Source organism: Actinomycetospora chlora (genome assembly GCF_039542135.1).
GTDB lineage: Bacteria > Actinomycetota > Actinomycetes > Mycobacteriales > Pseudonocardiaceae > Actinomycetospora > Actinomycetospora chlora.
The window spans coordinates 1-24271 of sequence record NZ_BAABHO010000055.1 but is presented as its reverse complement, the minus strand read 5'-3'; the positions used below and the strand labels follow the sequence as shown (position 1 = coordinate 24271).

General features: G+C 75.3%; 25 protein-coding genes and 1 tRNA gene. 8 read left to right on the top strand and 18 right to left on the bottom strand.

Annotated elements, in window-relative coordinates; translation table 11 throughout:
* Positions 1-182 precede the first annotated feature (182 nt).
* Entirely contained in the window at positions 183-656 is a 474-nt protein-coding gene (locus tag ABD994_RS25745; protein ID WP_345422409.1) for a hypothetical protein, read from the top strand.
* A 133-nt stretch (positions 657-789) separates the two neighbouring features.
* Here ABD994_RS25745 and ABD994_RS25740 read toward each other — a convergent pair whose 3' ends face one another.
* The gene (locus tag ABD994_RS25740) at positions 790-1569 is read right to left on the bottom strand and encodes an isoprenyl transferase (RefSeq protein WP_345422406.1); all 780 of its coding nucleotides are present in this window, start codon (positions 1567-1569) and stop codon (positions 790-792) included.
* A gap of 179 nt (positions 1570-1748) precedes the next feature.
* On the opposite strand from ABD994_RS25740, the gene trhA reads away from it, so the two are divergent.
* Positions 1749-2378 carry a PAQR family membrane homeostasis protein TrhA gene (gene trhA, locus ABD994_RS25735; protein WP_345422463.1) on the top strand — a complete coding sequence of 210 codons (630 nt, stop codon included), beginning with the start codon at positions 1749-1751 and terminating at the stop codon, positions 2376-2378.
* Between the two features lie 57 nt (positions 2379-2435).
* Here the strand turns inward: trhA and ABD994_RS25730 are convergent, their stop codons facing one another.
* The 4 genes from ABD994_RS25730 to mca form a co-directional block, all read right to left on the bottom strand.
* Entirely contained in the window at positions 2436-3092 is a 657-nt protein-coding gene (locus ABD994_RS25730) for a hypothetical protein (protein ID WP_345422460.1), read from the bottom strand.
* Positions 3093-3263: 171 nt separating this feature from the next.
* Positions 3264-5300 (bottom strand): thioredoxin domain-containing protein, encoded by a 2037-nt coding sequence (locus ABD994_RS25725; protein WP_345422403.1) that lies wholly within the window; start codon positions 5298-5300, stop codon positions 3264-3266.
* A 26-nt stretch (positions 5301-5326) separates the two neighbouring features.
* On the bottom strand, positions 5327-5671 hold the full coding sequence (locus ABD994_RS25720; protein WP_345422400.1) for a hypothetical protein: 345 nt from the start codon (positions 5669-5671) through the stop codon (positions 5327-5329).
* Positions 5668-6576 carry a mycothiol conjugate amidase Mca gene (gene mca / locus ABD994_RS25715; protein ID WP_345422397.1) on the bottom strand — a complete coding sequence of 303 codons (909 nt, stop codon included), beginning with the start codon at positions 6574-6576 and terminating at the stop codon, positions 5668-5670. Before mca ends, ABD994_RS25720 begins: the two co-directional genes overlap by 4 nt.
* Positions 6577-7011: 435 nt before the next feature.
* Here mca and greA point away from each other — a divergent pair, with 435 nt between their 5' ends.
* Positions 7012-7506 (top strand): transcription elongation factor GreA, encoded by a 495-nt coding sequence (gene greA / locus ABD994_RS25710; RefSeq protein ID WP_345422394.1) that lies wholly within the window; start codon positions 7012-7014, stop codon positions 7504-7506.
* A 6-nt stretch (positions 7507-7512) separates the two neighbouring features.
* Here greA and ilvA read toward each other — a convergent pair whose 3' ends face one another.
* Complete coding sequence (gene ilvA / locus ABD994_RS25705; RefSeq protein WP_345422391.1) at positions 7513-8712, bottom strand: threonine ammonia-lyase; 1200 nt, start codon at positions 8710-8712, stop codon at positions 7513-7515.
* Positions 8713-8910: 198 nt separating this feature from the next.
* Here ilvA and ABD994_RS25700 point away from each other — a divergent pair, with 198 nt between their 5' ends.
* Together ABD994_RS25700 and ABD994_RS25695 are read left to right on the top strand one after the other, a co-directional pair.
* Complete coding sequence (locus ABD994_RS25700) at positions 8911-9180, top strand: hypothetical protein (protein WP_345422388.1); 270 nt, start codon at positions 8911-8913, stop codon at positions 9178-9180.
* 10 nt (positions 9181-9190) lie between these two features.
* Positions 9191-9640 (top strand): PPOX class F420-dependent oxidoreductase, encoded by a 450-nt coding sequence (locus ABD994_RS25695; protein ID WP_345422385.1) that lies wholly within the window; start codon positions 9191-9193, stop codon positions 9638-9640.
* A gap of 3 nt (positions 9641-9643) precedes the next feature.
* On the opposite strand, the gene ABD994_RS25690 is transcribed toward ABD994_RS25695, so the two are convergent.
* Together ABD994_RS25690 and ABD994_RS25685 are read right to left on the bottom strand one after the other, a co-directional pair.
* Positions 9644-10792, bottom strand: coding sequence for a cystathionine gamma-synthase (locus tag ABD994_RS25690; RefSeq protein WP_345422382.1), 1149 nt, complete (start codon positions 10790-10792; stop codon positions 9644-9646).
* A gap of 25 nt (positions 10793-10817) precedes the next feature.
* Complete coding sequence (locus ABD994_RS25685; RefSeq protein ID WP_345422379.1) at positions 10818-12221, bottom strand: cystathionine beta-synthase; 1404 nt, start codon at positions 12219-12221, stop codon at positions 10818-10820.
* 109 nt (positions 12222-12330) lie between these two features.
* Here ABD994_RS25685 and ABD994_RS25680 point away from each other — a divergent pair, with 109 nt between their 5' ends.
* Entirely contained in the window at positions 12331-13575 is a 1245-nt protein-coding gene (locus ABD994_RS25680; protein WP_345422375.1) for an acetyl-CoA C-acetyltransferase, read from the top strand.
* A gap of 216 nt (positions 13576-13791) precedes the next feature.
* A complete protein-coding gene (locus ABD994_RS25675; protein ID WP_345422371.1) occupies positions 13792-14754 on the top strand; it encodes a hypothetical protein in 963 nt (320 codons plus the stop codon).
* Between the two features lie 248 nt (positions 14755-15002).
* Here ABD994_RS25675 and ABD994_RS25670 read toward each other — a convergent pair whose 3' ends face one another.
* Positions 15003-15821, bottom strand: a complete 819-nt coding sequence (locus tag ABD994_RS25670) for a Bax inhibitor-1/YccA family protein (RefSeq protein ID WP_345422367.1) — start codon at positions 15819-15821, stop codon at positions 15003-15005.
* Between the two features lie 302 nt (positions 15822-16123).
* Here ABD994_RS25670 and ABD994_RS25665 point away from each other — a divergent pair, with 302 nt between their 5' ends.
* Positions 16124-16369, top strand: a complete 246-nt coding sequence (locus ABD994_RS25665; protein ID WP_345422364.1) for an antitoxin — start codon at positions 16124-16126, stop codon at positions 16367-16369.
* Between the two features lie 62 nt (positions 16370-16431).
* Here ABD994_RS25665 and ABD994_RS25660 read toward each other — a convergent pair whose 3' ends face one another.
* The 9 genes from ABD994_RS25660 to ABD994_RS25620 form a co-directional block, all read right to left on the bottom strand.
* Entirely contained in the window at positions 16432-18702 is a 2271-nt protein-coding gene (locus ABD994_RS25660) for a SpoIIE family protein phosphatase (RefSeq protein WP_345422361.1), read from the bottom strand.
* A 148-nt stretch (positions 18703-18850) separates the two neighbouring features.
* Complete coding sequence (locus ABD994_RS25655) at positions 18851-19708, bottom strand: PIG-L deacetylase family protein (protein WP_345422358.1); 858 nt, start codon at positions 19706-19708, stop codon at positions 18851-18853.
* A 258-nt stretch (positions 19709-19966) separates the two neighbouring features.
* Positions 19967-20040: transfer RNA gene (locus ABD994_RS25650), tRNA-Leu, on the bottom strand.
* Between the two features lie 143 nt (positions 20041-20183).
* Positions 20184-20486 carry a DUF1905 domain-containing protein gene (locus ABD994_RS25645; RefSeq protein ID WP_345422354.1) on the bottom strand — a complete coding sequence of 101 codons (303 nt, stop codon included), beginning with the start codon at positions 20484-20486 and terminating at the stop codon, positions 20184-20186.
* Positions 20487-20560: 74 nt separating this feature from the next.
* Complete coding sequence (locus ABD994_RS25640; protein WP_345422351.1) at positions 20561-21337, bottom strand: uracil-DNA glycosylase; 777 nt, start codon at positions 21335-21337, stop codon at positions 20561-20563.
* A complete protein-coding gene (locus ABD994_RS25635; protein WP_345422348.1) occupies positions 21321-21947 on the bottom strand; it encodes a hypothetical protein in 627 nt (208 codons plus the stop codon). Before ABD994_RS25635 ends, ABD994_RS25640 begins: the two co-directional genes overlap by 17 nt.
* A 19-nt stretch (positions 21948-21966) precedes the next feature.
* Positions 21967-22941 (bottom strand): Ppx/GppA phosphatase family protein, encoded by a 975-nt coding sequence (locus tag ABD994_RS25630; protein ID WP_345422345.1) that lies wholly within the window; start codon positions 22939-22941, stop codon positions 21967-21969.
* Between the two features lie 353 nt (positions 22942-23294).
* Positions 23295-23816, bottom strand: coding sequence for a DUF501 domain-containing protein (locus tag ABD994_RS25625; RefSeq protein WP_345422342.1), 522 nt, complete (start codon positions 23814-23816; stop codon positions 23295-23297).
* On the bottom strand, positions 23813-24271 hold a 459-nt coding region (locus ABD994_RS25620), incomplete at its 5' end, for an FtsB family cell division protein (protein ID WP_345422339.1). The genes ABD994_RS25625 and ABD994_RS25620, both read right to left, overlap by 4 nt.

The window sequence follows — 24271 nt, the reverse complement described above, 5'->3', positions numbered from 1 at the left end:
CGGATATCCCACTCAAGTCGCGCTCGGAATTGTCAATCACTCGATGGGGGTTCGCGGCTGGAAAACCCCCGGTCCCGGCGGATAGCTTTTTCCCCGTCAGCCGCACCGTCCGTGGGGCTGGAGCCATTCGGCGGGGACCCCGAATTCCTCGCCGATGACCACGAACGAAACTGGAGCACTTGATGCTGAAGAAGGCGGGAATGGTCGTGCTGGGCGCGACGGCGGGCATGCTCTCCCTCGCCCCCCTGGCCAGCGCCGGCGAGGCTCCCTCGCACGGCGGGGACCACGGCAACCACGGCCAGCACGAGAGCCACGCCGGCGGCGACTGCGCCTCCGCGGTCAGCGGCGGCCAGGCCAACTCGGGCCGTCAGCTCATCGGCGCCAACAACGTGAACGTCCAGGCCCCGATCAACCAGCTCGGCGTGCTCGCCGAGCAGCACAGCGACTGCGGTGGCGGCCACGGTGGCCACGGCCACGGCCGTCACGGTGGGCACGGCCACGACCGCGACGGCGACCACGGCGACCGCGGCGGCCGCGGCGGCGCCTCGGCCGTCAGCGGGGGCCAGTTCAACTCCGGCGACCAGCTCATCGGGCTGAACAACGTCAACGCCCAGATCCCGATCAACCAGCTCGGCATCCTCGCCGACCAGGACTGAGGCAGGACGGCCGCCGGTCGGTCCCTGCCCATCGGGGGATGGCACGGGCCGGCTGCGGCCGGGAGGTGGATCGACGGCCCCGGGAGCGCTCTCGCTCCCGGGGCCGTCACCGTTCATCACCCGTCCGGCCGATTCAGCCGCCCCACCGCCGGTTCCGATTGGAATAGTCGCGCAGCGCCCGCAGGAAATCGATGTGACGGAACTGGGGCCAGAGCGCCTCGGTGAAATAGAACTCCGAGTAGACCGACTGCCACATGAGGAATCCCGACAGCCGCTGCTCGCCCGACGTGCGGATCACGAGATCCGGGTCGGGCTGCCCCGAGGTGTAGAGGTGCTCGGCGATGTGGTCGACGTCGAGCACCTCCGCGAGCTCCTCGATCGACGTCCCGGCCTCCGCGTGGCGCAGCAGGAGCTTGCGCACGGCGTCGGCGATCTCCTGGCGCCCGCCGTAGCCGATGGCCACGTTGACCTGCATCCCGCCGCGGCCCGCCGTGCTCCCCGCGGCGCGCTCGATCCGCTCGGCGATCGGCCGGGGCAGGGCGTCCGGGTTGCCGACCACCCGCAGCCGCCAGCGCCGGTCCGGCGCGGCGAGCTCCTCGACCGCCGACGCGATGATCTCGAGCAGCGCGTCGAGCTCGGCCGCGGGCCGGTCGAGGTTGTCGGTGGAGAGCAGGAACAGCGTGACCAGCTCGACCCCGGCCTCCTGGCTCCAGTCGAGCAGGTCGACGATCTTCGCCGCGCCCACCCGGTGCCCGTCGCTCGGGTCGGCCAGCCCGGCCTCGCGGGCCCAGCGCCGGTTGCCGTCGAGGATGACGCCGATGTGACGGGGCGGGGCGACCGTCGCCCCGCGGCGGCGCAGCCGTCGCTCGTAGAGCGAGTAGGCCAGCCGGCGCAGGTCGTCCCGGAGCTTCACGGCCCACCACGCTAGCCGGTGGCCGGACGGCTGCCGATCCCCGTGACGGGACGGTGACGGCGCCGGGTCGGGCGCGCGAACGCCGGGGCGGGGCCACGGGGACCCACGGGTCGCGGCCCTACCCTGGACCCGTGACCCTCATCGACCCCCTCGCGGAGCCGGTCGTGGTCAAGCCACGCATGCGCGGCTGGCTGCACCTGTGGTCGTTCGTGGTGGCGATCGCGGCCGGGATCACGCTCGTCTCGCTCGCCGGCGCGACGGTGTCGGCTGAGGCGGCCGTCGCCGTCGCGGTCTACTCGGTGACCGTCTGCGGCGTCTTCGGCGTCAGCGCGCTCTACCACCGGCGCTCGTGGGTGACGCCCCGCGCCCGCACGCTGATGAAACGCCTCGACCACGCCATGATCTTCGTGTTCATCGCGGGCACCTACACGCCGTTCGCGGTGCTCGCGATGCCCGAGCCGACCGGCACCGCGGTGCTCTGGGTCGTGTGGCTCGGGGCGCTCGGCGGCGTCGTGCTCAAGGTCGCCTGGCCGCACGCCCCGCGCTGGGTCGGCGTGCCGTTCTATTTGGCCCTGGGCTGGGTCGCCGTCTTCGTGCTGCCCGACCTGCTGGCGCGCGGCGGGGTCGCCGCGCTCGTGCTGCTGCTCGTCGGCGGCGTGTTCTACAGCGTCGGCGCGGGCTTCTACGCCTGGCGCCGCCCCGTCGGGTGGCCGCGGACGTTCGGCTACCACGAGTTCTTCCACGCCGCGACGGTCGTGGCCGCCGCCTGCCACCACGTCGCGATCTGGCTCGTCCTCTACGCCGGCTGATGTGGAGCGAGGGACGCCTTCGCTGCATCGGGAGCAGCGAGGGCGTCCCTCGATCTCTCAGGCCTGCGGCGGGATCGGGTCGTCGCTGCCGTCCTGCGCGGCGTCGTCGTCCCCGTCGTCGTCCAGCACCGGGCCGCGGCTGCGCAGCTCGTCCACCGCGCTCATCGCGCCGCGCAGGTCCTCGAGCCAGCTGCCGGCGTGCTCGCCGACCAGGGCCACCGCCCAGGCCAGCGCGTCGGACCGCGACCGGGCCACCCCGGCGTCGACGAGCGTGTCGAGCACCAGGCGCTCGGGCTGGCGCAGGCGCGTCATCACCGGCACCGAGAGCGTCGTGAACAGCTCCTCGACGTCACCGATCCGCGCGCCCCAGGCCACCTTGCGCCCGTAGCGGTGCTCGGCCTGCCGCGCGACCTCGATGCGCTCCTCGCGGGTCTCCTCACGGAAGCGCTCGATGCGCCCGCGCGCCGCGGCCGCCCGCGCCGCCTCGTCCGCGCCGTCCTCCAGCGTCGGCGCCGGCAGCTCGCCGACGACCAGGATCTCCTCCCGGTCGACGGTGATCGCCGGGGCGCCGACGTACCACCCGTCGGGCAGCCGGCCGGCGAGCCAGCCCCCGAGGTCCTCGGTGCCGGGCAGGTCCGTCGGGACCCGTCCGCCGCCGCGCCGTCCCGGGCCGCCCCGTCCGGGCCGCCCCCGGTGTCCACCGCGTCCCACCATCATGGCGCTCCTCCTCCGCACTGCTGTGCTTACAGCATTACACAGCAACGGTGATACGGGTGTTCGCCGACCGCGAAGCTCTCACGACCGTGATCGACGGGGACTTCGCGCGCGTAGAAGCAGCCAACCGCCCGTTCGCTGCGACGGGGGCTGCGGCGGAGGCGGGGCGAGCTAGGGGGCGAGGGCGGCGGCGAGGTCGTCGGTGGCCGTGCGGGGGCGGTCGCACACGAAGCCACGGCAGACGTAGGCGGCCGGAGCCCCGTCGACCAGGGGACGGTCGGCCAGCAGGGGCACGCCCGGGGCGTCCGGCTCGCCCGCGACGACGACCGACCCGCCCGGCGCGTGGCGCCGCGCGGTCTCGGCCAGCCGGTCGCGCCCCGCGCGGCCCTCGGTGTCGTCGCCGGCGACGACGGCGACCTGCAGCGGCCCGTGCGCGGCCGCCTCGGCGACCGCGAGCCAGCCGCCGGCGAAGCGGGCGTGGCGGGCGAGCAGGCCGCCGACTTCGGTGATCGCGGTCTCGGCGAGCTCCCGGTAGCGCGCCGAGGCCTCCGGCTCGACGAGCAGCGACGCCGTGAGCAGGGCCCCCGCGAGCAGGGACGACCCGCAGGGCGTGGCGCCGTCGGTGATCTCGCGCGGACGGGTCACCAGCGACTCGGCGTCGTCGGCGGTATCCCAGAAGCGGCCGGTGTACGCGCCGTCGTCGCCGGTCTCGGCGAAGTGCTCGAGGGTGACGTCGAGCAGCGTGCGGGCCTCGGTGAGCCAGCGGGCCTCGCCGGTGGCCTGGTGCAGGGCGAGCAGGGCCTCGACGAGCGCCGCGTGGTCCTCGAGCACCGCGGGGGCGTCGCCGACCGCGCCGTCGCGGGACGTGCGACGCAGCCGCCCGTCGACCACGTGCACGCGCAGCAGCAGCGCGGCCGCGCGCCGGGCCGCGGCCAGCCACTCGCTGCGCCCGAGCGCCGCCGACGCCTCGACCAGCGCGGTGATCGTGAGCGCGTTCCAGGCGGCCACGACCTTGTCGTCGCGCTCGGGTTGGGGCCGGCGCGCGCGGGCGGCGAGCAGGGCCTTGCGCACGGCCTGCCAGCGGCCGGGGTCGTCGGGGTCCGCGGGCATCTGCAGCGTCGAGCGCCCGCCCTCGAACGTCCCGGCCTCGGTGACGGTCAGCAGCGCCGCCGCCCAGGCGGCGTCGTCGGGCCCGAGGACCTCGGCGAGCTCGGCGGGGCTCCACACGTACGTCGAGCCCTCCTCGCCGGCCGCGTCGGCGTCGAGGGCGGACGCGAAGCCGCCCTCGGGGGTGCGCAGGTCGCGCAGCAGGAAGGCCGCGGTCATGTCGGTGACGCGGGCGGCGGCGTCGGACGACGTGAGCCGCGCCAGGTGCGCGTACGCCCGCAGCAGCTGCGCGTTGTCGTAGAGCATCTTCTCGAAGTGGGGAACGGTCCACTCCGCGTCGACCGAGTAGCGCGCGAACCCGCCCGCGAGCTGGTCGAACAGCCCGCCGCGGGCCATCGCCTCGGCGGTGATCTCGGTCATCGCGAGGCTGTCGGCGTCCGCCGTGCGCTCGTGGTGGCGCAGCAGGAACTCGAGCACGGCCGACGGCGGGAACTTCGGCGCCGAGCCGAAGCCGCCGCGCAGCTCGTCGAAGTCGGTGGTCAGCGCGACGACGGCGCCCCGGAGCGTCTCCTCGTCGACGCCGGCGGCGGGCAGGGCGCGCGACACGGACGCCAGCCGGCCGGTGATCGAGCGCGCCGCGTCGCGCACCCGCTCACCGTCCTCGGTCCAGGCCTTGACCACCGCGCCGAGCAGCTGGGCGAAGGACGGCATCCCGCCGTACGGCCGCGCCGGGTAGTACGTCCCGCAGTGGAACGGGTCGCCGTCGGCGGTGAGGAAGCACGTCATCGGCCAGCCGCCCTGGCCGGTCATGGCCTGGGTGGCCTCCATGTACACCGCGTCGACGTCCGGGCGCTCCTCGCGGTCGACCTTGATCGCGACGAAGTGCTCGTTGACGAACCCGGCCACCTCGGTGTCGGAGAACGACTCGTGGGCCATGACGTGGCACCAGTGGCAGGCGGCGTAGCCCACCGACAGCAGCACCGGCACGTCCCGACGCCGCGCCTCGGCGAACGCGTCGGTCGACCAGGGCTGCCAGTCGATCGGGTTGTCCGCGTGCTGGCGCAGGTACGGGCTGGTCGAGCCGGCGAGCCGGTTGGGCATCACGGGATCGTCTCAGCCGTGTCGGGTCACGGCGAGCCCGTGCCCGGTGGCCCCTCCGTCCGGTCGCCACCCGCTCGGCCGGGCAGCGTGCGTCGGCCACCGCCGTCCGGGGCAGCGTCGTCGGGCGGCGCCGCACCCGCGCCCTCCCCCTCCGGCGGGTCGAACGACGCCGGGACCTTGCGCAGCTGCTTGGTCATCGACCGGATCAGCAGGGCCGTCGCCAGCCCCAGCAGGAGGATGACGACGAGCGCGATCGGCGACGTCTTGCCGAACTCCTCACCGCGGTCGGCGCCGGGCGCGCCCGGGGACCCCGGCGGCGGCGCGGGGGCGGTGACCGGCAGGAGCGTCCACCAGACCGCGAGGCGTGTCATGCGCGGACACGCTCCCGGACGCCGGCGAAGAGGTCGTCACCCGGGTGCTCGCTGGTCTCCTCGGTGTCGACGAGCGAACGCGCGAGCTCGTAGTCCTCCGTCGGCCACACGCGCTGCTGCATCTCCATCGGCATCTGGAACCAGCGGCCGTTGGGGTCGATCTGCGTGGCGTGGGCGCGCAGGGCGTCGTCGCGCACGTGGAAGTACTCGGCGCACTCGACCCGCGTGGTCACGCGCGCCCCGGGGTCGGGCCGCGAGTCGTCCCAGCGGTCGAGCCACTCGGCCCACGGCGACTCCATGCCGGCCGCGAGCAGGGCCTCGTGGAAGGCGGTGATGCGGGCCTTGGAGAAGCCGTGGCCGTAGTAGACCTTCAGCGGCTGCCACGGCTCGCCGGCCTCGGGGAAGCGGTCCGGGTCGCCCGCCGCGTCGAACGCCGCCATCGACACCTCGTGGGTGCGGATGTGGTCCGGGTGCGGGTAGCCGCCGTTCTCGTCGTAGGTGACGAGGACGTGCGGCCGGAACTCGCGGATGACCCGCACCAGCGCCTCGGTGGGCACCTCCAGCGGCTCGAGGGCGAAGCAGCCCGGCGGGAGCGGGGGCTTGGGGTCGCCCTCGGGGAGCCCGGAGTCGACGAAGCCGAGCCAGCGGTGCTGCACGCCGAGGATCGCCGCCGCCTTCGCCATCTCGGCGCGGCGGATGCCGGGCATGTCGGCGTGCACCTCGGGGGTGTCCATCGCGGGGTTGAGCACGCTGCCGGCCTCGCCGCCGGTGCACGTCACCACCATCACCTCGACGCCGTCCGCCACGTAGCGGGCCGAGCTGGCCGCGCCCTTGCTGGACTCGTCGTCGGGGTGGGCGTGGACCGTCATGAGCCGCAGCGGCTGCTCTTCGGGGAGTGCGCTCATCGTCTGTCCGGAGCCGTCCTCGTGCGTCGTACTGGTGACCACCGAGGTGCAACGCCCCGGTCCTCCCCCATCATCCCGGGCACCCCCGACAGCGGCCGCGCGACCCGTCGCGCGCCGCGCGGCCCGCCGCCCCCGCCGCCTCGCCGCTGCGGCCCCGCAACGGCCCCGGAACGGCCCAGGAACGGAGAAAGCGCAGGTCGTCGAGGCCCTTCACCCCGGCCCCATCCCCGTCACGCCATCCTCGAACGGGTTTCGCACGAGCCCGAGCGTGTTACCGTAGGCCGACACGGCCCGCATGCCGCGGGCCGTGTTTTTCCGTCTGTGGCCCCCGGGCCGCGGGCACCGGCCACACCGGTCGCGTGCCGCAGTGCCCGTGAGGAGAGCAGGCCACCGACCCGCGCAGCGCGGGCCCGGACCTCCGAGGAGTTGATCGCCGTGACCGAGACGCAGTCCCAGGTGACCTGGCTGACCCAGGACGCGCACGACCGCCTGAAGGCCGAGCTCGACGACCTCGTCGGCCAGCGTCCCGTGATCGCGCAGAAGATCAACGCCGCCCGCGAGGAGGGCGACCTCAAGGAGAACGGCGGGTACCACGCCGCCCGCGAGGAGCAGGGCGTCATGGAGGCCCGCATCCGCCACCTCCAGGAGCTGCTGCACACCGCGAAGGTCGGCGAGACGCCCACCGAGAGCGGCACCGCCGTCCCGGGCACGGTGCTCACCGTGCGCTTCGAGGGCGACGACGACACCGAGACCTTCCTGCTCGGCTCCCGCGAGGAGGGCTCGTCGGGGACCATCGAGGTCTACTCGCCGAACTCCCCGCTGGGCTCCGCGCTCATGGGCGCCAAGGCCGGCGACACCGTGAGCTACGACCTGCCCGACGGCGGGTCGATGGAGGTCACGCTCGTCTCCGCCGAGCCCTACTCCCCCTGAGCCCGGCTACTCCGCCGTCACGTCGTAGCCGGCCCCCGCGAGCTCCGCGAGGATCGTCGCCCGGTGGTCGTGGCCCCGCGCCTCGAGCGTGAGGGCCACGTCCACCGTGCCCGGGGCCATCGCGGAGGTGACGAGGCGCCGGTGCTCGACGTCCACGACGTTGCCCCCGGCCCGGCCCACCAGCCGCAGCACGTCGGCCAGGTAGCCGGGACGGTCGGTCAGCCGCACCCGCAGGGCCGCGTACCGTCCCGCGGCCACCAGGCCCCGGCGCACGATGTCCTCGAGCAGCATCGGGTCGACGTTGCCGCCCGAGACGACGGCCACCAGCGGCGTCGGCCAGCGTCCCGGGTTCTCGGCCACCGCCGCGACCGCGGCCGCCCCCGCCGGCTCCACCAGCAGCTTCTCCCGCTCGAGGCACCGCAGCACCCCGCGGGCCAGCGCCTCCTCGGAGACCGTGACGATCTCGTCCACCAGCGCGCGGACGTGGGCGAAGGTGACGTCCCCGGGCCGGGACACCGCGATGCCGTCGGCGATCGTGGCGCCCGCGACGCCGGTGGGGACGCCCGCGGCCAGCGACGGCGGCCAGGCCGCCAGCCCGGCGGCCTGCGCCCCGACCACCCGCACGCCCGCCGGCGCGCACGCCGCGGCGATGCCCGACAGCAGCCCGCCCCCGCCGGTGCAGACGACGACGGTGGCGACGTCCGGGACCTGCTCGAGGATCTCCAGCCCGACCGTCCCCTGGCCGGCGACGACGTCGGGGTGGTCGAAGGGGTGGATGAGCACGGCGCCGGTCTCGGCCGCGTAGGCCTCGGCGGCGACGAACGTCTCGTCGAGCGAGTCGACGAGCTCGACGCGCGCGCCGTACTCCCGGGTCGCCTCGACCTTGGGCAGCGGCGCGCCGGCGGGCATGAACACCGTCGCCCGCGTGCCCACTAGCTGCGCCGCCAGCGCCACGCCCTGCGCGTGGTTGCCGGCGCTGGCCGCGACGACGCCGGCCGCGCGCTCGACGGGGTCGAGCCGCTCGATGCGCCGGTACGCGCCCCGGATCTTGAAGCTGCCGGTGCGCTGGAGGTTCTCGCACTTGAGCCACACCGGCCCGCCCGCGGGATCGCTCAGGACCCGTGACGGCAGCGCCGGCGTCTCGCGCGCGACGCCCGCGAGCGCGCGGCGGGCGTCCTCGACGTCGGCGCGGCGGACCAGCTCCACGGCCCCGATCCTGCCTCCCGGCGCCACGGGGGCGCGGCGCGGGTCACCGACCGCTCGTCGCAGGGGCACCCCGGCGTCCTCCCGGGCCCACGAACCGGTCGGCGACCCGGGCCGAACGCCGGTCGCCCGACCGTGGCTGTCCCGACCCTCCGTCCCGAGCGCCGGTAGCCTCGTGGTGTCGGTGTGAGGAGCGAGGGGGTGGCGGCCGTGGGAGACGTGGTGACCCCGGCGGGCACATCCCCGGACGCACGCCCGGGCCGGCTCGCCCGCGCCCTGCCGCTCGTCCTGGCCGCCCTGCTGGCCGTCGCCGCGGTCGGCACCGTGGGCGCCGCCGGCTGCGACGACCCGGGCACCTACGTCAGCACCCCCGACGGCTACACCCTCGTGGGCGGCTGCGTCTCCCCCGGCAAGCTCGACCCGATGATCAGCGACCCCACGGTCGCCGACCCCGCCGCCCGTCGCGGGTGAGGATGGGGGCATGACCGCCTCCTCCGTCGACCCGCCCACGTTCGACCCGGCAGCGCTGCTCGCCGAGAGCCGCCTGGGCGTCCTCGCCACCCTCAAGGCGTCCGGCATGCCGCAGCTCTCGCCCGTCATGCCGTTCTACGACCCCGACGCCGGGACGCTCTCGGTGTCCATGACCGAGGGCCGCGCGAAGACCGCGAACCTGCGCCGCGAACCGCGCGCCGCCGTGGAGGTCACGGCGGGCGACGGGTGGGCGTGGGCCACCGCGGAGGGCCCGGTGACGCTCACCGGGCCCGGCGACGACCCGCACGGGCCCGAGGTCGAGGCCCTCATCGCGTACTACCGCCGCGCCGCCGGGGAGCACCCGGACTGGGACGACTACCGGGCGACGATGGTGGCCGACCGCCGGGTGCTCATGGTCATGACCGTCGAGCGGGTCTACGGCCAGCGGATCCGCGACTAGGCCTCACGAGCCCAGCGAGTCCAGCGCCTGCCGCACGTCGTCGACGAGGTCGTCGGCGTCCTCGAGCCCGACCGACAGGCGCACGAGGTCGGCGGGCACCTCGAGCAGCGAGCCCGCGGCCGAGGCGTGGGTCATGGCTCCGGGGTGCTCGACGAGCGACTCGACGCCGCCCAGCGACTCGGCGAGCGTGAAGACGCGGGTCGCGGCGCAGAAGTCGCGGGCGGCCTGCTCGCCGCCGGCGATGCGCACCGAGATCATCCCGCCGAAGCGGCGCATCTGCTTCGCGGCGATCTCGTGGCCCGGGTGGTCGGCGCGGCCCGGGTAGAGCACCGCGGTGACCTGCGGGTGCGCGGCGAGCACGTCGGCCACGCGCTCGGCGTTGTCGCTGTGGCGCTCCATGCGCACCGCGAGGGTCTTCAGGCCGCGCTGGGTGAGGAAGCAGTCGAACGGCGAGGGCACCGCGCCCATGCCGTTCTGCATCTTGCCGAGCGTCTCGTGCAGGGCGTCGTCGTCGGTGACCACCGCGCCGCCGACGACGTCCGAGTGCCCGCCGAGGTACTTCGTCGTCGAGTGCACGACGGCGTGGGCGCCGAGCGCGATCGGCGTCTGGAGGTAGGGCGAGGCGAAGGTGTTGTCCACCACCAGCAGCAGGTCGTGCTCGCGGGCGAGCGCCCCGAGCGCGGCGACGTCGGCGATGCCGAGCAGCGGGTTGGTGGGCGTCTCGCACCACAGGACCTTGGTGTTCGGGCGGATCGCCGCCCGCACCGCGTCGACGTCGGCGGTGTCGACGGCGGTGTACTCGACGCCCCAGTCGCAGTAGACCGTCGAGATCAGCCGGTAGGTGCCGCCGTAGGCGTCGGTGGGGAGGAGCACGTGGTCGCCGGGCCGCAGCACGCCGCGCAGCAGCGCGTCCTCGGCGGCCATGCCGGAGGCGAACGCGCGGGCGTGGCGGGCGCCCTCGAGCGAGGCCAGCGTCGTCTCGAGGGCGGTGCGCGTCGGGTTGCCGGTGCGCGCGTACTCGTAGCCCGCGCGCAGCCCCCCGACGCCGTCCTGGGCGAACGTCGAGGTCGCGAAGATCGGCACGACGACCGCGCCCGTCGTCGGGTCGGGCTCCTGGCCGTCGTGCAGGGCGCGGGTGGAGAAACCGTTCACCCCGTCCACCCTAGGCCCGGCCGGATCACGCGGGACCGCCGACGTCGTAGCGGCTGCCCGTCGCGAGGAACGCGAGGACGTCCGCGCGGGTGACGATGCCCGCCGGGCGCCCGTCGACGACGACGAGGGCGCCGTCGCCGCCGCGCAGCGCCTCCACCGCCTTCGAGATCGGCTCGTTGCTGCCGAGGCTGGGCAGCGGCTTGGAGAGGTGGCGCTCGACGGGGTCGGTGAGCGAGGCCTGCTCGTTGAACACCTTGTCGAGCAGGTCCCGGACCGTCACCGCGCCGCGCACCTCGGCCGCCATCACCGGCGGCTCGGCCCGCACGATCGGCATCTGCGAGACGCCGAACTCGCGCATGATCGACACCGCGTCGGCGACCGTCTCGCTGGGGTGGCCGTGCACGAGATCGGGGATCGAGCCGTCCTTGCGGCGCAGGACGTCGCCGACGGTCCACTCGCCGGTGTCGGGGGCCAGGAAGCCGTACGAGGCCATCCATTGGTCGTTGAACACCGTCGAGAGGTAGCCGCGGCCGCCGTCGGGCAGGAGCACGACGATGACGTCGTCGGGCCCGGCGTGCCGCGCCACCTCCGCCGCGGCGCACACGGCCATCCCGCACGAGCCGCCCACCAGCAGCGCCTCCTCGCGCGCCAGGCGCCGCGTCATGTGGAAGGAGTCGCGGTCGGGCACCGCGAGGATCTCGTCGGCGACCGCGCGGTCGTAGGTGCCCGGCCAGAAGTCCTCGCCGACGCCCTCGACGAGGTAGGGCCGGCCGTCCCCACCGGAGTACACCGAGCCGACGGGGTCGGCACCGACGACGCGCACCCGGCCCCCGGAGACGTCCTTGAGGTAGTGACCGGTGCCCGAGATCGTGCCGCCGGTGCCGACGCCCGCGACGAAGTGCGTGATGCGCCCCTCGGTCTGCTCCCAGATCTCCGGGCCCGTCGACTCCACGTGCGAGCGGGGGTTGTTCGGGTTCTCGTACTGGTTGGGCTTCCAGCCGCCGTCGATCTCGCGGGCCAGCCGGTCGGACACCGAGTAGTACGACTCGGGGCTCTCCGGCTCGACCGCCGCGGGGCACACGACGACCTCGGCGCCGTACGCCCGCAGCGCGTCCTGCTTGGCCACGCTCACCTTGTCCGGGCAGACGAAGATGCAGTGGTAGCCGCGCTGCTGGGCGATGATGGCCAGCCCGATGCCGGTGTTGCCCGACGTCGGCTCGACGATCGTGCCGCCGGGCTTGAGCTCGCCGGACGCCTCGGCGGCGTCGATCATCTTCTCGGCGATGCGGTCCTTCACGCTGCCGCCGGGGTTGAGGTACTCGACCTTGGCCAGCACGAGGGGAGCGTCCGGCCCGGTCGGCACCACGTGGTTCAGCCGCACCAGCGGGGTGTTCCCGATGAGGTCGGCGACGTGCTCGACGTAGCGCATGACGCCATCTTCCGGGCTCCGGGGCCCGGCGCGCCGCTCGCCCCCTCGGTCGTGCGAGGGATCACGTGGCGGACCTCGGGGGGTACCGGGCCGTCGTAGGGTCGTCCGCATGGTCGACCCTGGCCGCGAGGCCGTCATCGTCTCCGCCGTCCGCTCGCCGATCGGCCGCGCCCGCAAGGGTGTGCTGGCCACGATGCGCCCGGACGACCTCACCGCCCAGGTCGTCCGCGCCGCGCTCGACGCGGTGCCGGCCCTGGACCCGACCGAGGTCGAGGACCTCCTGCTCGGCTGCGGCCTGCCCGGCGGCGAGCAGGGCTTCAACATGGCCCGGATCGTGGCCGTCGAGCTCGGGATGGACACGCTGCCCGGCGCGACGATCACGCGGTACTGCTCGTCGTCGCTGCAGACCACGCGCATGGCCGCGCACGCCATCCGCGCCGGCGAGGGCGACGTCTTCCTCGCCGCGGGCGTCGAGACCGTCTCGCGGTTCGAGAAGGGCAACTCCGACTCCCTGCCCGACACCCACAACCCGTACTTCGCCGAGGCCGAGCAGCGCACCGCCGAGACGGCGGCCGCCGGCACGGAGGAGTGGCACGACCCGCGCGCCGACGGCCTGGTCCCCGACGCCTACATCGCCATGGGCCAGACCGCGGAGAACGTCGCGCTCGCCGAGGGCGTCACGCGCGAGGAGATGGACCGCTTCGCGTACCGCAGCCAGCAGAACGCGGCCGCCGCGCAGGCGTCGGGCTTCTGGGCCCGCGAGATCACGCCGGTCCGCCTCCCCGACGGGACGACGGTGTCGCAGGACGACAGCCCGCGTCCGGGCACGACCCTCGAGGCGCTCGCCGACCTCAAGCCGGTGTTCCGCCCCGACGGCCGCGTCACCGCCGGCAACGCGTGCCCGCTCAACGACGGCGCCGCGGCGCTCGTGGTGATGTCCGCCGAGCGCGCCGACGCGCTGGGCATCACCCCGCTCGCCCGGATCGTCTCCACCGCCGTCAGCGCCCTGTCACCCGAGATCATGGGCCTCGGGCCGATCGAGGCCTCGGCGCGCGCGCTCGCCCGCGCCGGCCTGACCGTGGCCGACGTCGACCTCGTCGAGATCAACGAGGCCTTCGCCGCCCAGGTCATCCCCTCCGCCCGCCGGCTCGGGATGAGCGACGACGACGTGGAGGCCAAGCTCAACGTCCACGGCGGCTCCATCGCCGTCGGGCACCCGTTCGGCATGACCGGCGCGCGCATCGCCACGACGCTGCTCAACGGCCTGCGCACCCGCGACGCCACCCTGGGCCTCGAGACGATGTGCGTCGGCGGCGGCCAGGGCATGGCGATGGTGCTCGAGCGCCTGAACTGACGTCTGCTGGGCGGCTGGCGGCGGGCCGGGCGGCGGAGCGAGGGTCACCTTCGCTCCGTCTGGTGCAGCGAGGGACTCCTTCGCTCCGGTCGCGATGGGGCGCCGGGGTGGAGCGAGGGTCACCTTCGCTGCACGAGACGGAGCGAGGGACTCCTTCGCTCCATCGCGCCGCGAGATGGGTGGAACCGCGGGCGACACGGCGCCGTCGAACCCGGTGTGAGACGTCGTCGCACCATCGATTGGATCGCCGTCGGGCAGGCGGCCCTGCACGACCAGATCCGCCACGCCGACCTCCTCGCGCTGGGCCTGTCCTCGAGCGCGATCACGCGCCGGGTGCACGCGGGAACCTGGGCGCGGAGTGGCTACGGCGTGATCTCGCTCGCCGGTCGCCCGCGGACCCGCGAACAGCGGTGGGCGGCGGCCGTGCTGTACGCGGGGCCCGGAGCGGTCCTCTCCGGAGTTGCCGCGGCGCGCCTGCACGGCCTCGAGCGAGTGCCGGGCGACGCCGAGGGCGCGGCGCTCGTCCTCATCGACCACGGGCGGCACCGGATCTCCCGGCCACCCGTCACGATCGAGCGCACCCACCGGCTGCCCACGCCGATCGTCGTGGACGGACTCCCCATCGCCCCGGTGGTGCGCGCCGTGCTCGACGCCGCCCGCCGTCTGGTAGACCTCGACGAGATCCGGGCGCTGCTCGCCGAAGCGGTCCAGAGGGGCAAGGCGTCGGTGCGCGCTCTCCGCACCGAGCTCGACCAGGGGTGCCAGCGGGGGACGTCCCGCGTGCGGCAGGTGCTCGGGGAGCTCGAGGACGGTGTGCGGTCCGTGCCCGAGGCCTGGGCCCGGTCGCTCGTCGCGGCCATCCCGCAGCTGTCGACCATGGTCTGGAACCCTCGCCTGGTCCTCGAGGACGGCACGTGGCTCGCCGACCCGGACGGCTGGATGGACGACGTGGGGCTCGCCTGGGAGATCCACTCTTTCCGCCACCATGCCGACCCCGCGGCGTTCGACGCGACCATGAGGCGCCACGCCCGAATGACCGGGCGCGAGGTGCACGTCGTGGCACACACCCCTCGGCAGCTCCGTGACGACCGCGCCACGGTCCGTGCCGACCTCCTCGCGGCCTACGCCGTCGCGGCGCGGCGACCGCGTCCCGCTGTGCGGGCACTGCCGCCACGCTGACGACCCCTCGCCGGCGTCCCGGAGTGTGGGTCTGCCCGCGTGGACCGAAGGCGTCCTTCGCTGCACCCCACGCCCCCGAGGACTCCCTCGCTCCTCCGAGGCCTGCTCCCACCGGCGCCCCCGTGCGGCGCGAGGGACTCCCTCGCTCCACACCACGCAGCCAGGGAGTCCCTCGCTCCCGCTCCCGGCCCCGGACGCACGACGGCCCCTCCCGGCGAACCGGGAGGGGCCGTCGTCGTCGTGCGGGGTTACTGCCGGAAGTAGCTCAGCAGCCGCAGGATCTCGATGTAGAGCCAGACCAGCGTGGTCATGAACCCGAAGGCCAGGTACCACGCGAAGCGGGCCGGGACGCCGGCCTTGACCGCCTGGTCGGCCTGGTCGAAGTCGAGCAGCAGCATGAACGCGCCGATGCCGATGCACACCAGGCTGAAGATGATCGCGAGCGGGCCGCCGTCGCGGAGGCCGATGCCGCCGTCGACGAAGAAACCGATCAGCAGGTTCGCGACCATGAGGATCAGCACGCCGATGGCGGCACCGATGACCATCTTGGTCAGGCGCGGCGTCACCCGGATCGCGCCGGTCTTGTAGACGACCAGCATGCCGATGAACACGCCGAGCACGCCGAGGATGGCCTGGAAGCCGATGCCGGCGTACTGGCTGCTCGAGCTCTCGAGCAGGCCGGTCAGCGAGCCGAGGGCCACGCCCTCGGCGAGCGAATAGCCCAGCACCAGGAACTTGTTGGTGCTCTGCTTGAAGATGATGACCAGGGCGAGCACGAGCCCGATGACGAAGCCGGCGAGGATGCCGATCCCGCCGAGGCCCAGCACCGCGCTGCCGATGCCCGCCGCGATGGCCAGGACGGCGTTGAGCGCCGTCTTCTGGACCACGTCGTCGACGGTGAGGGGACGGTCGTCGGCCGCCGCCGTCGGCATCGGGCCGCCGCCCCCGCCGAACATGCCCCCCGCGCCGGCCATGCCGGCCGGGGCCCCGCCTGTTGGGCCGAACCGCGCGTACCCACCCGGCGAGGTGGGCAGGTTGCGGAACGCCGGGTTGCTGCTGGTGCGCACCTCTCGTCCTCCTCCTACGCGGAGCCGCCACCGATGGCGGGATGCCATCGGCCGGGTCGACCGCGGACTGTCGTCCACCCGATCCAACGACCGGTCGGGCGCTCCGGTTCCCACCCGGGTAAAACGAACTTTACCGGATCGGTGATGGACGCTGCGTGTCCGCTTCGCCCCGTTCACGTCCCCGCTGGTGAAGTCTATCCGCCCGATCGGCCCCACCCGGGCGGTCGATGGTGTCGGGCGGCGACGACGGGGCACCCTGCCCGACGTCAGACCCCGCGCGACACACGTGAGGAGGGTGTCGGATGGTGGACTTCGGCAAGATGGTGGACAAGGCCAAGGACTGGGCCGGCGAGAACCCGGAGAAGGCCGACGGCTTCGTCGACAAGGGCGCCGACTTCGTCAACAGCCGCTTCGCCGGGCACGAGGACCAGGTGGGCCAGGCCGGCGAGAAGGCCAAGGACTTCCTGCACGGCGACCAGCAGGCCCCGCCGGCGCAGGAGGGGCAGGCCCCGCCGCCGCCCCCGCCGGGCGAGGAGCCCCGCCCCTAGGGCTGCCGACGACACGGCCCGGTCCTGTCACGCGACGGGGCCGGGCCGTCGCACGTCCGGGGTCAGGCCGCGTGGTGGTCGAGCCGGATCGCGAGCAGCACCGCGTCGTCGCGCAGGCCCTCCACGCCCAGCACGCCGAGCAGCCGGTCGCACAGCTCCTCGACCGGCATGTCCGGCGACTGCGCGGCGAGGGTGTCGACGATCAGTTGGGTGCGCTCGTCCGGGTCGGTGCCCGGCGCCTCGATGAGGCCGTCGGTGTGCAGGACCAGCAGGTCACCGGGCTCGCAGCGCACGGCGGTCTCGTCGCGCGTGATCTCGCGCGTCGCGCCGATCAGCGGTGACAGGTTGCCGGTGAGCAGCTCGACCGTGCCGTCGGCGCGGCGCAGCATGGGCGGCGGGTGGCCGGCGTTGGAGTAGCGCAGCGTCCAGCCGTCCTGCTCGCCGCGCTCGAGCCGGGCGTACACGGCCGTCGCCATCGCGGCCATGCGCAGGCCCTGGACGACGTCGTCGCAGCGGTCGACGACGTCGGCGGGCCCGAGGCCCTCCCACGCGTAGGAGCGCAGCACCCCGCGCAGCTCGCCCATCGCCGCGGCCGCGCGCAGGTCGTGCCCCACGACGTCGCCGACGGCGAGCCCGACGGCGCCGTCGGGCAGCGTCAACATGTCGTACCAGTCGCCGCCGACCTGGGCGCCGTCGGTGGCGGCCAGGTAGCGGGACGCGATCGTCATCCCGCGCATCGTCGGGACGGCGGGCAGCAGGCTGCGCTGCAACGTCTCGGCGGCGCCGTGCTCGCGGGCGTAGAGGCGGGCGTTGTCGACCGCGAGGCCGGCGCGGGCGGCGAGGTCCGCGGCCAGGTAGAGGTCGCGCTGGGAGTAGCGGCGGCCGTACGGCAGCTCGGTGCCCAGCGTCAGCGCCCCGAGGACCTGCCCGCGGGCCCGCAACGGCACGACGATCGCCGAGCGCGGGCGCAGGGCCTCGTAGCGCCGCAGGAGGTCGGCCTGCTCGGCGATGCCCGCCGGGCGCACCGGCAGCTCGGGCAGCAGCGACGGCGTGCCCGCCGTGAGGGCCTCGCCGATCGGGTCGCGGCCGTCCTCGGTGGGACTCACCCAGCGCCCGAGGTCGCGGACCTCGGACACCTTGGTCTCGTCGCGGTGGTTGACCGCGGCCCGGCGCACCGAGGAGTTGTCGTCGACCTCGTCGAGCAGGTCGACGCAGCAGAAGTCGGCCATGGCCGGGACGACGATGCGCGCGAGCGCCTCGGCGACGCCCGTGGTGTCGAGGCTCGCCGACATCGCCGACGTCGACTCGGTGAGCAGCCGCAGCTGCTCGCGGGTCTCCTCCGCGGCGGCGAGGGCGGCGCGACGCTCGTTCTCGACCATGACGCGCTCGGTGACGTCGGACTGGACGCCGACGAAGTTGACGACGCGCCCCTGCCCGTCGAGCACGGGAGTGATCGACACCTGGTTCCAGAAGGCGGTGCCGTCGCGGCGGTAGTTGAGCAGCACCTCGGTGATGGGGCGCTCCTCGGCGAGCGCCGTGCGGATGCGCGAGATCGACGCCGGGTCGGTGTTGGGGCCCTGCAGGAAGCGGCAGTTGCGCCCGAGCACCTCGTCGAGCTCGTAGCCGGTGAGCCGCGTGAAGGCCGGGTTGACCCACACCAGCGGGTTCTGCTCGCGCGCCGGGTCGGAGATCGTGAACGACAGCTCGGTGGCGACGACGGCGCGGTCGCGGACCATCTCGAGGTGCCGCTGCGCCCCCGCGCCCGAGAGCTGGAGGAACACCACGAGCGCGAGCCGGCGCTGGTCCTCGTTGACCGCCTCCGAGAGCGGGAAGCCGGTGACCCACAGCAGGCGGCCCTCGGCCTCCTCGCGCTCCTCCTCGGTGGCCTCCGAGCCGCGACGGGCCGCGTCGGCGACGGCGACGGGCTCGCCGGAGACGGGGATGCCCTGCGCGACGCGTGACAGCGGCGAGGCGGTGTCGCGCATGGGGCGGCCGGACAGGTCGGTGAGGCCGGCCGCCTCGCTCCACGCGTCGACGTCGATGGGCAGCGGGGCGCGGCCGCCGGTGAGGCCCGCGGCCGAGTCGTTGGCGTAGGTGACCAGGCCCTCGCCGAGGTCGATCAGCGCGACGGCGGCCGGGGCGGTGTGGAGGACCTGGGGGAGATCCGTGTCCTGCAGCCCGCCCGGCTCGACGACGGCGTCGCGGACGCGCTGGGCCTCGGCGGCGTAGTCGGCGCCGCCGCCACCGGCGGCACCGTCCGACCCCAGCTCGGGGGCCGGACCGAAGTCGTCGGTCGCCACCTCACCGTGGTCGCCGTTCGTCCTGCCCGTCACCTGGCGGAGCCTATCGGCCCCGCCCGGTCGACGACCTGGGCATGACCCCCACGAGGAGGCGAGGACGGGGAGCGAAGGACCCGTCCGGGGGACGTCGTGCGGTGACCGCCGGGACCCGGGGGACCCGCACGGTCGGCGTCGAGCCTGCTCACACCAGGAAGACCTCACGGGGACCGGGAGCCGAGCCGTCGGGCAGTTCGCGATCGCGTCCGGGACGGCCACCGAACGCCGCGCTGGCCGCCAGTTTACGGGCACGGACCGTCTCCGACAGCGCGAGCTGCCGGGCCCGCCGCCACGGCACCTCGGCCGACTCCGGCCCCGCCCAGCTCCACGCCTGGTCCAGCCACCGGACGAGGCGCACGCGGTAGGCGGCGCACACGATCTCCGCGGCGCGCCCGGCGGCCTCGTGGTCGTCGTCGCCGTCGCCCGACCACGGCGCCAGCACGCACAGCCCGTGCGGATCCTCGGCGAACCCGACGATCTCGCTCAGCGCGCCGACGACGTCGGCCTCGCACCCCGCGAGCCCCGCGTCGGGAAGCCCGAGACGGTGCCGGCGGACCTCGGCCACGCCCAGCGCCTCGTAGGCGGCGGCGAGCTGGGTCTCCTCGGTGTCGACGTGGTCCTCGTCGGGGTCGTCGGAGTCCGCGAGCCCGTCGAGGCGTGCCAGGACCGACGCCAGCGTCTCCGGGTCGGTGAGGTCCTCGGGGCGCACGACGAGGTCGGCGGGGGGCTGCTCCCGCGGCACCGCGAGCCCCTCGGGCGGGGTGCACGTGCGGCCGGGGCCGTCGGTGAGCGCGAGGACGTCGACGGAGGCGTGGCGCGCCGCGAGGCGGCGCAGCAGACCGCCGGCCGCCCGGATCTCGTCGCGCGGGTGCGGCGCGACGACGATCAGCCGCCGACATTCCCGGAGCGTCAGCGGCCGCAGGCCCTCGAGCTCCCGCCACGGCGGGCGGGCGTCCCCGCCCTGCTCCGGGATCCGACCCGACCCGGCTCCGTTGCCAGCCACGCCGATCACCTCCCCGGCGATGATCGTGCCCGAACTCCTCGCCCGTTCGGAGCAGCTCCGGGGCACGAACGTCGAACGGTCACCTCCGGTCGCCCGAGCGGTCGGACACCCCGGGCGGAGGCGGGCGCCGTCCCCCGGACGGACCGCTCTCCGCAGCACCACTGCGACGGGCGGGTGACGCCGGGACGACCCCGTGGTGTGCCGGTGGTGACGTGGTGGTGATGGGCGGGTGACGCATGATCACGGTGCCCCGCGCGGTGCCCCCGGTGGGGTTCGAACCCACACTGCGGCGATTTTAAGTCGCCTGCCTCTGCCGATTGGGCTACAGGGGCTCGGTGTCGCGGCAAGCCGGTCCGACGTCTCCCCTCCTCCGTCGGGGAGCCGTCGGCGTGCGGCGCCGCGTCCTGTGGTCGCCTCCCGCGGCGGGCACGACGACCGCGGGCAGCCTAGCCCGGTCTCGTGGCCCCGGGGCCGGTCAGCGGGCGAGGCGCTCCTGGAGGTGCACGGTCACGGCGTCGCCGACCTCCTTGCCGATCGCGGCCCGCAGCGCCGTGAGGAGCGGCAGCTTGTGCGTGCCGTCGCCCAGCGCCATGAAGGAGCTCCGGAACGGGTGGCCGTCGACGGTGCCGGTGACCTTGACCAGCCCCCGCGTGGCGAAGAACGCGGCGGACCAGTCGGTGCGCAGGTAGGTCCACCCGCCCGGCGCCGGGCTGCGCTCGATCACGCCCGTGAACGTGTGGTCGAGGGTGGTGCTGCTGCGGGTGCTCTCGGTGGCCACGGTGTGCTCCTCCCGGTCGTCGCGTGCTGTCGGGACCACCACGAACGGGGAGCGCCTCGATCGACACCCACCGGTCAGGAACGGACGTCCAGGCCGGCGGCGGCGGCCGCCGTGGCCAGGACGTCCTCCAGCATCGCCGGGGTGAGGCGTCCGGTGAAGGTGTTCTGCTGGCTGACGTGGTAGCAGCCGAACAGCTCGAGCGGCGCCGCCGCCCCGGGGTCGGCCGCCGCGAGCGTCACGTGCACCGCGTGCCCGAACGCCGGACGCGGCCGGGGGACGACCCAGCCGGGGTGGCCACCGGCGGGGTCGGGCGTGGCGAGGACCGGCAGCAGCGCCTGCCACCCGAACCCGCCGAGCACGACCACCACGCGCAGCGTGGGTCGCAGCAGCGCGAGCTCGCGCGCCAGCCACGGCCGGCAGCGGTCGCGCTCGGCCGGCGTCGGCTTGTTCTCCGGCGGCGCGCAGCGCACCGGCGCGGTGATGCGCGTGCCGTACAGCTCCAGCCCGTCACCGATCGCCACCGCCGTCGGCTGCGACGCCAGCCCCACGGCGTGCAGGGCCGCGTAGAGGACGTCGCCGCTGCGGTCGCCGGTGAACATCCGGCCGGTGCGGTTGGCGCCGTGCGCCGCGGGGGCCAGCCCGACGACGGCCAGCCGCGCGTCGGTCGCGCCGAAGCCGGGCACCGGGCGTCCCCAGTAGGTCTGGTCGCGGTAGGCGGCGCGCTTCGTCGCCGCCACCTCCTCGCGCCACGCGACCAGCCGCGGGCACGCGCGGCACCCGCTGACGGCCGCGTCGAGCGCCGGGAGGTCCGGGACGGACGCCGGGTCGACCCGATCAGCCGCGCCAGGCACCCCACGCCTCCCGCGCGGCGAGGACGGCCACGGCGGCGGACACCGCCGGCGCGCCGATCGACGGGGTGGTGCCGGTGCCGGCGAGCAGGTCGATCACGGCGGCCGCGAGGAGCACCACGACGAGCGCCCCGACGAGCACGACCGGCACCGGACGGGGTTCGCCCGGGGCGCCGGCGATGCCGTCGGCACGCGCGGCCCGGGTGTCGGCGGCGGCGAGCAGCGGCAGCGCGAGCGCGGCGGCCAGCGCGAGGCCCGCGCCGACGAGCGCTCCCCCGGGCCGGCCGGGCGCGAGCGCCTCCTCGGTGGCGGAGACGGCGCTGTAGCCGGCGAGCACGAGGAACGACACGCTCATCGCGCGCGCCGCCCGGCGCTGCCGCGAGACCGGGTCGCCGGCGAACTGCCAGCGCACGGGCAGCGCGGCGGCGAGCGAGATGGCGATGTGCGCGGCGAACGTGGCGATGCCGGGCAGCGTCGGACCGCCGCCCGCCCACCAGATCGCGATGGCGACGACCGTCGTGTGGACGACGGTGACGGCCACGAGCGCCCGCACCCGCCGGGCCAGCACGAGCGCCGCCAGCGGCAGCGTGCGGGCGGCGCCGGCCGGGGTCACCACGACATCGTCACCCGGCTCACCACCGCGCGGCCAGCGCCCGGGCGATGCCGTCGAGGATGTCGTGCTCGGAGACGACGAGCTCGGTGACGTCGGTGCGCTCGGCGAGCTCCTCGGCGAGCACGCGCATCACCAGCGACCCGCCGCCGATGACGTCGACGCGCCCCGGGTGCATCGGGCCGAGCGCGGCCCGCTGGTCGCGCGGCATGCCCTCGAGCCGGCGCGCGGTGGCCCGGACGTCGTCGAGGCCGAGGCGTGAGAGGTGGATGCGGTCGGCGTCGTAGGTGCGCAGGTCCATGGCGACCGCGGCGAGCGTGGTGGCGGTGCCCGCGACGGCGACCCACGTCTGCACGTCCTCCACCGCCACCTCGGTGAACGCCGGCGCGAGCGTCGCGCGCGTGAACTCCTCCGCCTCGGCGATCTGCTCGGCGGTCGGCGGGTCGTCGTGCAGGAACTTCTCGGTCAGCCGCACGCACCCGACGTCGGTGGAGCGCGCGGCGGTGACCTCGGCGCGCACGGCGTCCCACGTGCCGGTGACGAGCTCGGTCGACCCGCCGCCCACGTCGGCGACCACGAACGGGCCCTCGTCGGGGTCGAGGTCGGCGACGGCGCCCGCGAACGACAGCCGGGCCTCCTCGTCGCCGGTGATGACGTCCGCGTCGACGCCGACGACCTCGCGCACGGCGCCGAAGAACTCGTCGCGGTTCTCCGCGTCCCGCGTGGCGGACGTGGCGCAGACCCGCACGGTGTCGGGCCCCACGGCGACGCCGGTGCGGCGCAGCATCTCCGCGTAGGCGCCGAGCGCCTCGCGGGTGCGGGCCAGCGACTCCGGCGCCAGCCGGCCGGTGGCGTCGACGCCCTGGCCGAGGCGGTTGATCCGCATCTCGCGGTGGACGTCGCGCAGCCAGGCCGACCCGTCCTCGCGCACGGTCACGTCGGCCACCAGCAGGCGGATCGAGTTGGTCCCGCAGTCGATGGCCGCGACGCGTGGCATTGGACGACGCTCCCGTGTAGGCACCGGCCCCGGCTGCCCCGGGCTCCGGCCCACGACGCTACTGAGCGGTGAGCCGCCGCGCCCACGGCGGGTGCGGGGTGACGGGCCCGGCGTCGGGCGACCCTCGGCGGGAAGGGCCGCCCGACGGCCCGTCGCGCGGCGGGCCGTCCGCACCGCCGCACAGGACCGGTCGGGGGAACCGGCCCGCCCATCCTGCGCGGCGCCGGGCGGCGCGATCAACGTGAGACGGGGGTCGTGACCGGGGCGGGGGGCGGCTCCACCGATCCGTGGCCCGGGGACCACCCTGCGTGCCGCCGGCGGCGGGCGGGCCGTCCCCCGGTGGGGACGCCGGCTCAGCCCGTCGGGCCGACCTCGACGCAGGGGCCGGCGTGCCACCACGGGTCGCGCTCCGCGAGCCGCTCCAGGGTCTCGTCGCCGATCGGGTTGACCCCGGCCCCGCGCGCGAGCGTGTGGGCGACGTGGACGTGCAGGCACTTCACCCGCTCGGGCATGCCGCCCGCGCTCGTGGCGGTGCCGAGCGGCTCGATCGCGTCGCGGTCGGCCAGGTAGGCCTCGTGCGCCCGGGCGTAGCCGGCGGCGAGGTCGGGGTCGGTCGCGAGCCGCTCGGTCTGCTCGCGCATCAGCCCGTCGGCCTCGAGGGTGCCGATCCGCGACGTCAGCCGGGGGCACGTCGCGTAGTACAGCGTCGGGAACGGCGTGCCGTCCTCGAGGCGGGGCGCGGTCTCGACGACGTCGGGCAATCCGCAGGGACAGCGGTGCGCGACCCGGCGCAGCCCGCGCGGGCGCCGGCCGAGCTGGGCGGCGACGGCGGCGACGTCCTGCGGTGTCACGTCCCGGGGTGAGGGCTCGCTCACGGAGCCGTGCCGAGCGTGGTGCGCGCGACGCGGGCGTACCAGGGCAGCTCGGCCTCGGCGGGCGGCAGGCCGACGCCGGCGTCGCCTGCGCGCGGGTCGCGTGGGGCGGCGGCGTCGCCGGGCAGCTCGACGCGGTAGGGCACCTCGCCGGGGCGCGCGTAGCCGAGGCGCTCGCGGGCCAGGGCCTCGATGTGCGCCGGATCGCGCAGCGCCTGGCGGTCGCCGGAGAGGCGCCGGACCTCGTCGGTGAGCCGCTGCTGCTCGGCGGCCACGGCGGCCAGCTCGTGGCGCTGGGTGACGTAGTTGCGCAGCGGCACGGCGACGGTCAGCGCCAGCGCGCAGACGACGACCGCGAGGATCGCGGCCCGCCGGGCCGTCGAGAGCCCCAGCGCGCCGCCGGTGGCCTGGGCCGCGCGCCGGGCCGTCGCGGCGGCGGCCGCCGCGCGGGCCCAGGC